Raw genomic sequence first — 11,592 nt, forward strand, 5'->3', positions numbered from 1 at the left:
CACTGTAATCAGATGCGTGCGTTCGTGTTGGCCGAATCTTTGCCATCGCCTGCTCGGCCTCGGTTGGCGTCCTTCATCATCTGCTTCAGCGCCTGGCGGGCGGCGGTCAGGTTGTCGGCGGACTCGTCCAGCGCGGCCTGCAGCCGCGTTTTCTCGGCCAGCGCGGTGTCCCGCTCGGCGGCCAGCCGCTCGACCTGGGCCAGCAGCTCGCTGACCCGCGCCGTCATCTCGGCGGTGCCGACGCTCTCCAGCGCGGTTCCGAGCCCGCGCTGGACGGCGGCCTTGAGCTTGTCCCGCTCGGCCCTCAGCTGGCGAAGCTGGTCTCGGGCCAGCTCCAGATCGCAGGCCAGGGACGCGGCCGACGCCGTGATCCCCGCAGCGCCCCCACCGGTGCCTCCGGCCGCGCTGGCGCGTCGCGTCTTCTTGGCCTGCCCGGCGATCGCGGCCTCGATGTGCTCGCGGACGCCGGGGGCATAGACCAGCCACTTCGACACCCCGGCCGCCTGCCGGACGGCCGGAAACGTGATCGGCTCCCCGCCGGCTTTCAGCTCCTCCAGCGCGGCCAGCACCCGGCCGCGTTTGAGCCGGCTGTCGGCCTGCCGCGCGGCCCGCAGCACCTCGCCCGGGCTGCGTCCGCCCGGGCTGCGTCCGCCCGGGCTGCGTCCGCCCGGGCTGCGTCCGCCCTGGTGCCCGCCCTGGTGTCCGCTCTGGTGCGGTTTGCCGCTCACGCGCTGGCCTGCCCGCGCCGCAGCAGACCGGGCATGCCGAGCTCGACCGTCCCACCCCCGCCAGCGCCTAGCGTCGGGGGCGGCTTCATCGTTCGTCAGAACCGAGTGGTTTCGTCCGTGACGGCAACCCGGCGGATCTGATCAGGCGTCACCCCTCTGACGCCTCTCAAGTCCGCGCCTTTCAGGTCCGTCTCGCTCAGGTCCGCCCCGCTCAGGTCTGCCCCGCTCAGGTCTGCCCCGCTCAGGTTCGCCTCGCTGAGGTTCGCGTCGATCAGGGTCGCCTGAACCAGGTTCGCTCTGCTCAGGTCAGCCGAGCGAAGATCCGATCCAATGAGATTTGAATGGTCCAGGTTCGCACCGGGAGCGCGGATCTCACCGAGGTCGGCATTAAGGGGCAGATAGTACGGTTCAGCGGTTCCACGGCCGATGACGGTCAAGGCGGCCTGGATGTCAGTGGCCGGCTTCGCCGGCGGCTTGACTTCAAGCTCAGGATCGTGCTCGCGGACGAAGGCTGTCAGCACGTCATAGATGGTGTCGTGGTCGCGCGGGGAGTCTCGGGCCAGGCGTTCCAGCGCGTAGATCGCACCTAAGCGGACGTCGAGCGTGGATGAGCCCAGCTGCTCGATGTTCTTGGTGTAGCGGTCGGTGATCTGCGCCTCGCGGGTTGCCTCTAGGGTCAGCGCGGTGTATATCAGGCCAAACGCGGTGAAGGCCACGCTCAGCACGACACCTGTTCCGCTGATCCATTGGGTGCGCGCCTGCTGGCGCTGGATCAGCAGTTCCTCGCGGTCCTTGACCGGTAGCGCGGCCAGCTCCGTCGCGGTGGGCGCCGGCACCCGCCTCGCCCGAGCCCGGTCCATCGTCTGCCGGGTCAGTGCCCAGGCGGCGAGCAGGACGGTGATGATGACCGCAGGAGCACCTGAGGCGAGCTGCGGCCACACCGGTGGCTTCTCGTAGAACTCGTGTTTCCGTGGGACCCATTCCGCCAGTAGCTGTCCTGAAACGTACGCCAGTAGGAGCACCACCAGCGTGACCGCTGTCGCCAGCCATGGCCGTCCTGCTCTCCGGGCCTTGAGCGGGTTCAGATTCATGATCGTCACTGCGGTATTGCACACCGGCCTGGTAGCAGTCCGCCTACAAAACGATGGTTTTGACCTTCGTCATAAGACGCCACAGGTTGTCCAGCCGTTCCGCCTGAGGGGCTCTTCAGAGGGCGTTGTGCGAGTTGATGTCAACGCCGGTCGCCAGGTGGGATCCGATACCGTGCCGCTGTGGCGAAAGACGCTCTGCGGCCGCTCGAGCAGCAAGCCTAGGCGGGGTTTCTGCTGGCTCATGACAGCTCTGACGTACGCATTGGGCGGGGCTCGCTCGACCCCCGCCGCGCCGCCGACGCTCTCCGCGCGGCCGACCCAGGGGCCGCTTCCGGGCGACCGTCATTGAAGCCGGTCAGCAGCTTGAAGGCCGGCCAGGTGCGCTAATCGTGCGTGATGTCCGGGTTCTGGATCAGGGCGCGGAACCCGGTCAACAATGCCTTGAGGCCTACTTCGAACTCGTCGTCGCTGCTGACCTCCGCGAGGGCGTCGGCGTGCTGCACGATCAGGGGCAAGGCCGCAGCGTCTCGGGAGCGGTACAGCAGGCGCCGGTGACGGCTCTCTTCGGGATCCGACGAGTCCAGGCCGAGGTTGAAGTGCACCGAGCCGATGATGAAGGTGGCCAGCGACGATGCGGCGGCGTACGCGAGCCGGGGGCTGAAGCCGGCGCCGATGAACAGGTCGAGGGAGTATTGCACCCCGGCCAGCGAGTTGGGGCCGAGCCGCTCGGTCCCGCGAAGGAGCGAGGCCACGCCGGGGTGCCGGAGCAGGTGCTCGCGGAACAGGCGTGCGGACCACGCCGCCTTCTCGGCCCAGTCCGCGTCGGCGGGCGGAACCGAGCTCGCCACGCTGAGTGCCCGGTCGACCAGCAGGGTCACCAGTTCCTCGCGGTTGCGCACGTGGCGGTAGAGGGACGCCTGCGTGCAGCCGAGTCCCTCGGCGATGTTGCGCATCGTCAGCGCGGCCACCCCGCGCGTGTCGAGCAGGGCCATGGCCGTGTCGAGGACGGCGTCGAGGGTCAGTGATCTGCGCCGCCGCCGCCGCGCCGGTTCGTTCTCCTGGGCAAGCCACCAGGCCGCCGTGCCCGGCCTCGGTTCCGCCCGCTGGTTCTTCCGCGGGTCATGCGGCGGCAGCTCGCCGGCCATGCCTGTCGTTGTGGGTTCGCGCACGGGACCACGATAAGGCCTAGGCGAACACCGATCACTTACCATAAGCTAACAGCGTTCACATAGTGGCGCATTGAAGGGATCATCATGCGCGCAGTGCGTAACACCGATCAGGGCATCCTCGTGGCCGAGATCGACGAACCGGTAGCGCCCGGCGTACGCCTCACCATCGCCTCGACGGGCATCTGCGGGACCGACGTGAACTTCGCGGCCGGCGGCGTTCAGGGCTACACCGTTCAGGGCTACACCTACGGCCACGAGTTCGCCGGCACCGCCGCCGACGGCCGGAGCTATGCCGTCGAACCCACGGTTTACTGCGGACAGTGCGACCAATGCCGCACCGGCCATGTCCAGCGGTGCACTGCCCCGGAGCACGGCACGCTCGGGATATTCCGGGACGGCGGCATGTGCGATGCCGTGACGGTCTCGGAGAACATGCTCGTCCCGCTTCCGGCCGGCCTGGACGTACGCGACGCCTGCCTCGTGGAGCCGGCGTCAGTGGCCTGGCACGGCGTCCGCAGGGCGGCGCTCACGCCGGGCGAGCGGGTGGCGGTCGTCGGCGGCGGCAGCATCGGGCTGCTGGCCGTGGCCGCGGCCCGGCAGCGCGGCCACGACGTTGACATTGAGGCGCGCCACAAGCACCAGAGGATGGCTGCGGAACGTCTCGAAGCCGGCCCGGCCGAAGGCCTCTACGACGTCGTGATCGACGCCGCCGGCAGCGAGTCCGGTCTCGCCCGGTGCGCCGAGCTGGCCCGCCCCGGCGGCCGCATCGTGCTGCTGGGCGTCTACGTGCACACCGTTCCCATCCCGGGCGTCGCCAGCCTGGTCAAGGAACTCACCTACGTCAACTCCATCTCCTACAGCCGGCACGACGGCATCCGCGACACCGAACAGGCCGCAGCGTTGCTCGCCGGCAACCCTGCGATCGCGCAGACGGTGATCACCCACCGCTTCCCCCTCGACGAGGCCGCAGAGGCCTTCCGCGTGGCCGGTGACCGGGCCTCTGGAGCCATCAAGGTCGTCCTCCACCCCTGACGGCCCTCTCCCCGTCGCCCTCACCCGCTGTGGCCTGCGGCAACGCTCTACTCGGGACTCATGGCAACCGACCCGAGGCGAAGGCGGCACTGCGATCTCAAGAGGCACACGAAGATGCAGACGAGTATCCGACAGGGCCGGCACCTGCCAGGGACGGCACTGTGATCGACTTCGAGGGGCAGGGGTGGTTTCGCGTCCTCCGAGCGGCGCCGCCAAGCCTCGTAGTCGTCCAGGTCGTCGGGGTCAGTCTCGTTCCAGTTGGTGCTGCGCGCCCAGCCGCGGACAAGAACGAGGCCCGCGACGACAACGACAACCGCTGAACGGCCGGCCTCAGCGCCACCGTCTGCGTGAGGGCGCCGGACCCCATCGCGGTCAGTCCTGTTCGTCGTCTTCGGCCGTGGCATCGCGCAGCGGCCGCAGGTTCCCCGGCGTCTCCGGCCGGATGAACGGGTAACTGCCGTGGAAATTGATGTGCTCCCAGATCAACGGGGACAGTCGGGCCCGGATCTCCGGGCCGATCACCAGGTTCCCGCCCGCCTGCAGAGAAGCTTTCACGGCGGCGTCGATATGGGCCCTCCGCCCGGGTCCGTGCAACGAGCCCCAAAGTAGAGCGTTGCCGCAGGCCACAGCGGGTGACGGCTGCGGCGCCCAGCCACGAGTTTCAGTCCGGGCGTTCGGGGATGAGTCCGGCGCTCGCCACCGCGATAACGACGGCGGAGACGTTCCGCAGGCCGCGTTGCTCGCTAACAGCTTTATGTCAAGCCGTCCGGGAGCCCCCAGTTACTCACAGCTACTTTGCGTCTGGTGACACGGACCCGAGTGCCGGGCCTGATCGGGCAGCCTATTCCAATCGATATGGCTGTCATTCGGCAGGGCAGGTGGTACCCGGCTTGGGCAGCCTCAGGTCGGTCAGGTACGTGGTGGCGTGTTGGATAGGGCACTTCTTGCCCGACAGGTACATGACGTGGCCGGGCCCGTCGTAGCCGACGGTCACTGATCCCGGGATCATCCTGGTGAAGCTCGCGGTCCATGCGTAGTCGCCCCACGTGCTGCCGACTCCCAGGAACGGCGGCAGGCCGCGAGTTTGCAGCGGGCGGGCCGGGTTGGCGACCTGCAGCGGCCAACCCGTGCATCCGAGCGCGTCGAATGACGCTCCTCCGAAGTTCGGCGAGATCTTCTCCGCCTGACGGCGGAACCTCTGCAGCTGCGCGTAGCTGCTGTGGCCACGGTCATCTGCGCACGTCATCGCCAGCGCTCCGGGCGCGGCCCAGATCTGCGCGTTGCCGAGAGCGAAATCGGCGAAACCGGACCCGTCCCCGCCCCGGGCCTTGTCGACCGCCTCGGCGAAGCCCAGCCACCGCGAGTTGTTCGGTCCGGGGTCGCTGATGAAGCCGAAGCTCCTCAGATGCCATCCGGTCAGCTTGCCCTTGCCGAACTTGGACGACGTGACCGGGATCGGCCTGCGATCGGCGTCTCGAATGAGCTTGCGCCAGACCGCCCCGGCGTCCTGTCCGTGCAACGCGCAGGCGGGGGTGTCCGCACACCAGGTGGTGAATCTGGTGAATACCCGTTCCAGGACGGGCAGAGTCCGCAGCGTCTGGTCGGGCCAGCCGTCGACCTGGTTGATCGTCCCGTCGAGGTACATGGCTCGGATGTGCTGCGGGAAGAGCCGGGCATAGGCGGCGGCGGGCACCCCTCCGTAGGAGTTGGCCATGAAGCTCAGCCGTTCCTCGCCCAGGGCCTCGCGAACCGCGTCCATGTCTCTGGCCACCGACAGGGAGTCCATGTGGGCGAACAGGCCGGTCTTGTCCGCGTTCTGGCAGGCTTTGAGGGCCTTGGTCATCGCCGCGGCCAATGCCTTGTGCTGCTTCTGGCCCTGTGGCTCGAACAGTGACGTTCCAGGCTGCATGCAGGATGGGGGCATCTGATCACGCCACACGCTGTTGCGCGGTTTGTAGGCGACGAGGTCGAACCTGCGCCGCAGGTCGGTGAGGTCGCTCGCGGCTCGCTTGAGGTCGTCGATCCCGTTGGCCCCGGGACCGCCGGGGATGCCCAGTACGTTGCCGATCCGGCGCGCAGGCTCGGTGGCGGGCAGCCGGGCCAGGTCCAGTTTGATCTTCGGCCCGTCCGGCTTGGCCCAGTCCACGGGTACCTCGATCGCAGCACACTGCATGCCCGCCGGTATGCCCTGGCCGGCGCAGCCTCGTCTCCGCCCTGGGGGTGGCCGCCCACGTGGACGGCATGCTCGGCCGTTACGAGCAGGCCGTCGTCCGTCACGAGGACGCGTTGCGGGCCCATCGCGCCCCGGGGTGACCGTGGCGCGGAGATCCTCCTGCTCAGATCCCTCGGGCAGCTGCTGGTGGAGATCGGCGCGTTCGACCGGGCGCTGCCGTACCTGGAGCAGGCTTTGGAGGCGGGCCGCGCCGGTGACCCGCGCGTTCGGGCCGAGGTGTTCTCCTGGCTGGGCCAGCTTCGTCTCGGGCGCGGGGAGATCGATGGGGCGGAGGCGGCGTTCAAGGAGATGCTGGGCATCTCCGAGGAGCTCCGCGATCCGCGCGAGGAGGCCGAGGCCCGCTACGGCCTGGGCCTGGTCCGGCTGGAGACAGGGGCGCTGGGCGCGGCCATCGGGCTGCTGCGGGAGGCCCTGGAGCTGAACAGGCCGCTCGGCGAGCCGCTGACCGATGGCGGGATCCGGGTCGCGCTGGGCATGGTGCACCACCGGCGCGGGGAGGCCCGCCAGGCGATCGATCAGCTCTCCACGGCGATCAGCACCTTCACCGGTCTCGACGCCCCGCTGTGGGAGGCCCGCGCCTGCCGGGCGCTGAGCGAGGTGCACGGTGACGCCGTGGCCGCGCGGAGGCTCCGGGAGCGCGCTCGTGACCTGTTCCTCCAGGTCGGCTCGCCGGAGGCCGAACAGGTGCACTTACTTATGACGGACTTATGACGGCGGAAGCTCAGACTGAGCTTGTTTTGACTTCTCACTCTCAGGGGTCATCGTGCTCAGCAGAATCCTCATCATTCTCACGCTGTTATGCGGCGGCCTGACCGCGCCCGCGCTCAAGGCCCCGCCCGGGGCCACGATCGGGGCCGCGATCGGGGACACGGCCACTCGGATGGCGCCGCCGGAGCTGGACTGGCGCGCGGCGCTCGAGAGATCGGCCGCCCCGCCGGGCTCGCCACAGGTCACCGCGATCCGGTCGGCGCCCGAGGTGCGCAGCACCCCGGCGCCCGAGCCGAAACGCACCGAGCTTCCGGCCGCGACGTCGGCCGAGGTGAGACTGGACGCGAAGGCGCAGCGCGTCGGACCGCTGGAGGTGAGCGGGGCCGCCGGCACGACCGCGCGGGTGGAGGTGCTGGAAGAGCGGCCGGGCCTGTCGGGGCTGCTGTTCCGGATCTCCGCGGCCACCAGGGTCTCCGTCGACTTCGCCGGCTTCGCCGAGCGCTACGGCGCGGGATACGCCGACCGGCTCAAGCTCGTCCGGCTCCCCGAGTGCGCCCTGACCGGCGGCTGCGAGCGCCGGCGCGCGCCCTCGCTCAAGGACGGCACCGACCGCCCGGTCGTGCCGTCGGTGAAGAGCGGGACCAAGCTGAGCGCGCAGGTCCCCGCCGGGCTGTTCGCCGTCACGGCCGGCCCCGAGGGCGAGGAGGGCTCGTTCAAGGCGACGCCGCTCGCGCTCTCCGGCGACTGGCAGGTCATCACGGGATCGGGGAACTTCACCTACAACTACGACGTGCCGCTGCAGCAGGCGCCCGCCGGCCCGACGCCGTCGCTGAGCCTGAGCTACTCCTCCGGCACGGTGGACGGCATGGTGTCGGGCAAGAACACCCAGAGCGGCCCGATCGGGCTGGGCTGGGGGGACTTCGCCGACGCCTTCATCGAGCGCCGCTACAACTCCTGCCGCGCCGACGGCCAGGGCTCCGACGACCTGTGCTGGAAGTCCGACAACGCCACCATCTCGCTCAACGGCCGATCGGGAGAGCTGGTGCCGCTGCCCGGGACGCCGACGAAACAGTGGCGGCTCAAGGACGACCTCCGATGGCGGATCGAGCAGTTGACCGGCGCGAAGAACGGCGACAACGACGGCGAGCACTGGAAGGTGACGACCCCTGACGGCGTGCAGTACTTCTTCGGCCGCGGCGTCAACCCCGACGTCGGGGTGGAGACCCACTCGGCGTGGACGGTGCCGGTGTTCGGCGACGACGCGGGCGAGCCGTGCAACGCCGAGACCCCGCTGCCGTGGTGCGTGCAGGCGTGGCGGTGGAACCTGGACCTGGTCATCGACCCGCACGACAACGTCCAGCAGTACGAGTACCGCAAGGAGATCAACCACTACGCCGCGCTGAACGGCTGGCCCGGCTTCGAGCACACGGAGTACGTCCGAGGCGGCGCGCTTGAGCTGCTCAAGTACGGCAAGCGGCGGGCCGCGAACGAGACCGAGCCGTCGGCGCGGGTCACCTTCGATCTCGACTACCGGTGCGTGGACCTGGCGGCGGGCTGCTCACAGCCGACCGCGGCCACGGCCGCGAGCTATCCCGACACCCCGGTCGATCTCATGTGCTTCACCGAGGTGTGCACCGAGCACTCCCCGACGTTCTTCACCGCGTTGCGGTACGTCTCGCTGACCACGCAGGTCGAGGTGGGCGAGGAGAAGTTCGCCGACGTGGACCGCATCCTGCTCTCCCACGCCTTCCCCGACCCCGACCCGAACCGGACCGGGGACCAGAAGCTGTATCTGACCGCGATCCAGCGCAAGGGCATGTCCGAGGAGGAGCGGATCACGATGCCGCCGGTGACTTTCTGGCCGACCCTGCTGAGCAACCGGGTCGACACGGCGGGCGGCCTGTCGGCGATGCCGCACTACCGGGTCGGCGTGGTGACCAACGAGACAGGCGGGCAGGTCATCGTCACCTACGGCCGGCCGCACCCGTGCCCGAGCCCGATCCCCGATCCGCCGAACTGGCACCTGAACACCCGCAACTGCTTCCCGCACTGGCACGCGCCGGACGGCGGGGCCGCGGGGTTCGCGGTGTTCCACAAGTACGTGGTGACCCAGGTGGAGCAGCGTGACACCGTCGGCGGCGGTCCCGCGATGATCACCTCCTACAAGTACGGCGACCAGGTCGGCGCGGGCTTCCCCAACGCGGCTTGGCATCACGACCGGGACGAGTTCGTCTCCAACGCCAACCAGACCTGGTCGGAGTGGCGCGGCTACGCCGACATGCTGGTCACGCAGGGCGGCGGGCGTACGCAATATCGGCTCTTCCGCGGCATGAACGGCGACAGGCTGGCCGGGGACCCGTTCCCCGGGCCGGGCTCGCGGGTGGCCAGGACCTCCAGCCTGGACGGCACCGTCACCAACGTCAACGACGAGAACTGGCTGGCCGGCGGGGTGCTCGACCAGCAGGAGCTGCGCGCCGACGGCAGCGTCGAGCACGGCACGGTGACCGGCTACCACGCGCAGCGCACCGTGGACGCCGCCGGGCCCGATCCGCTGGACGACGCCTGGTTCGTCATGCCGAGCGACCGGGTGGAGCGGCGGCGCGACCCCGTCGGCGGCGCTCTGGTGCGCAGCCGCTCCCAGACCGTCTACAACGGGCTGCTGGGCACGCCGGACAAGGTGATCGAACACGGCTGGCTGGCCTCGGCCGGTGACGAGCGGTGCACGGTCACCGTGCCCACGGTGAACACCGACCGCTGGCTGCTGGACCTGCCCGCGTCGGTCACCCGCTACGGCAACGCCACGTGCGACGGACCCGAGCTGGCCCGGGAGGAGTACGCCTACGACGGCGGAGCGTTCGGCGCGGCGGCGACGGCGCGCGGCGACCGGACCGGCGCACGAGTCAAGATCACCAGTGCGCCGACCTGGGCGACGACCACCACGACCTACGACAGGCTGGGACGGCCGCTGAAGGTGACCGACCCCAACGGGCACACCACCACGACCGCCCACACCCCGGCGATCAGGTATCCGGCGACCACGACGGTCACCGACCACCTGGGGCACAAGACCACCACGACCTGGTTCCGCCCCCGGCAGGCGCCGAAGGCGACCACCGACGCGCGGGGCGCGCGGACCAGCTTCTCCTACGACGCGCTGGGCCGTACGCGCACCGTGCACCGGCCGACGGAGCAGGGCGGCGCCGCCTCGTACGAATTCAGCTACGATCTCGACCCCGACAAGACCAGGCCGGGCGTGGTCCGCACCCGCAGGCTCCAGGACACCACCAGGTACGTGGACTCCTGGGTGCTGCACGACAGTTGGCTGCGTCCGCGCCAGACCCACGTGCTGTCCCCCGAATCCGGCAAGGTGATCGTCACCGACACCCGGTACGAGGGACGCGGCCTGGTCGCCGCCAGCTCCCAGCCGCAGGCTCTGACCGGCACGGCCGGAGCCGGCCTGCTCCCCGTCCCGGCGGGCGGCTGGGCGAACGACGAGACGACCGCTTATGACGAGCTCCGCCGTCCCGTCTGGCAGATCTCGTGGACCGCGGGCGCCGCCCGGCGCTCGGTCGTCACCGACTACACGCACGACTCGGTGACGACGACCCCGCATCGTCTGGCGGGCGGAGTCGTCCGCACGGTCAGCGACGCCCACGGCCGCGTGACCAAGGTGGAGGAACGCGACGGCGCCGCCTGGCGCCCCACCCAGTACGGCTACGACAAGGCCGACCGGCTCACCACCATCACCGATCCGGCGGGCAACACCATCACCAACACCTACGACCTCGCCGGACGCAAGATCGCCATGACCGATCCCGACATGGGCGCCTGGACCTACGGGTTCGACGCGGCCGGGAACCAGACCAGGGCGACCAGCGCCACCGGCACGCAGGTGCACACCCTCTACGACGCGCTGGACCGCCCCGCCGAACGCCGCAGGGACTCCCCCACCGGCGCCCTGCTCGCCAAGTGGGAGTACGACGCGGCCGGGGAGACGGGCCTGCTGGACAAGACCACCCGCGTGGAGGGCGGCAGCTCCTACGTGGTCGACGTCACCGGCTACGACGGCCGGGCCAGGCCCACCGGCCAGACCTGGATCTTCCCCGACGCCAGCTACACCGTCGGCTACGGCTACGACGCCGCCGACCACCCCACCCGCATCACCTACCCGGCCGTCGGAGGGCTCCCCGCCGAGACCGTGACCACCACCTACAACGACGTCGGCCTCGCCTCCACCATGACCGGCGCCGCCGAGTACGTCTGGGCCGCCCTGTACGACGACCGGGCCCGCTCGGTGTGGAACCTGTCCGGATCCAGGTCCGTGCCCTTCAGCCGGGTGACGGAGTACGACGCCGACCAGCGCGTCAAGGCGATCAAGGCGGGCGGCGGCGACACCACGCTGCAGGACCTGCGCTTCACCTACGACGACACCTTCGGCGACGTCGTCGACCGACTCACGACCCTGAACGGGCAGTCGTGGCGCGAGTGCTTCGACCACGACGACCGCCGGCGCCTCACCCGCGCCTTCACCACGACGGGCACCTGCGCGACCGGCACCCCCGGCACCGGCGCCAACGCCTACGACCACGCCTACACCCTCAGCGTGGACGGCAACCTCACCCAGCGGGCCG

General features: G+C 70.1%; 7 protein-coding genes and 1 pseudogene. 3 read left to right on the plus strand and 5 right to left on the minus strand.

What is annotated here, in order from left to right; all coding sequences use genetic code 11:
• Positions 1-8: 8 nt before the first annotated feature.
• From AB0I79_RS40680 to AB0I79_RS40690, 3 genes are all read right to left on the minus strand, one after another.
• A complete protein-coding gene (locus AB0I79_RS40680; protein WP_357885180.1) occupies positions 9-728 on the minus strand; it encodes a DUF6262 family protein in 720 nt (239 codons plus the stop codon).
• Positions 729-823: 95 nt separating this feature from the next.
• Positions 824-1,819 carry a pentapeptide repeat-containing protein gene (locus AB0I79_RS40685; protein WP_357885202.1) on the minus strand — a complete coding sequence of 332 codons (996 nt, stop codon included), beginning with the start codon at positions 1,817-1,819 and terminating at the stop codon, positions 824-826.
• 383 nt (positions 1,820-2,202) lie between these two features.
• Positions 2,203-2,964 carry a TetR/AcrR family transcriptional regulator C-terminal domain-containing protein gene (locus tag AB0I79_RS40690; protein WP_357885182.1) on the minus strand — a complete coding sequence of 254 codons (762 nt, stop codon included), beginning with the start codon at positions 2,962-2,964 and terminating at the stop codon, positions 2,203-2,205.
• A 117-nt stretch (positions 2,965-3,081) separates the two neighbouring features.
• Between AB0I79_RS40690 and AB0I79_RS40695 the strand changes: the two genes are divergently transcribed.
• Positions 3,082-4,020: an alcohol dehydrogenase catalytic domain-containing protein gene (locus AB0I79_RS40695; protein WP_357885184.1), complete on the plus strand. Its 939-nt coding sequence runs from the start codon at positions 3,082-3,084 to the stop codon at positions 4,018-4,020.
• A gap of 372 nt (positions 4,021-4,392) precedes the next feature.
• Here AB0I79_RS40695 and AB0I79_RS40700 read toward each other — a convergent pair whose 3' ends face one another.
• Positions 4,393-4,575 carry a hypothetical protein gene (locus AB0I79_RS40700; RefSeq protein WP_357885186.1) on the minus strand — a complete coding sequence of 61 codons (183 nt, stop codon included), beginning with the start codon at positions 4,573-4,575 and terminating at the stop codon, positions 4,393-4,395.
• A gap of 307 nt (positions 4,576-4,882) precedes the next feature.
• Complete coding sequence (locus tag AB0I79_RS40705) at positions 4,883-6,166, minus strand: alpha/beta hydrolase (protein WP_357885188.1); 1,284 nt, start codon at positions 6,164-6,166, stop codon at positions 4,883-4,885.
• A 210-nt stretch (positions 6,167-6,376) separates the two neighbouring features.
• On the opposite strand from AB0I79_RS40705, the gene AB0I79_RS40710 reads away from it, so the two are divergent.
• Positions 6,377-6,964, plus strand: coding sequence for a tetratricopeptide repeat protein (locus AB0I79_RS40710; protein WP_357885204.1), 588 nt, complete (start codon positions 6,377-6,379; stop codon positions 6,962-6,964).
• Between the two features lie 52 nt (positions 6,965-7,016).
• A pseudogene (locus AB0I79_RS40715) lies at positions 7,017-11,592 on the plus strand (hypothetical protein); the annotation flags it as partial.

It is taken from the genome of Nonomuraea sp. NPDC050202, from assembly GCF_040656115.1.
Lineage (GTDB): Bacteria > Actinomycetota > Actinomycetes > Streptosporangiales > Streptosporangiaceae > Nonomuraea.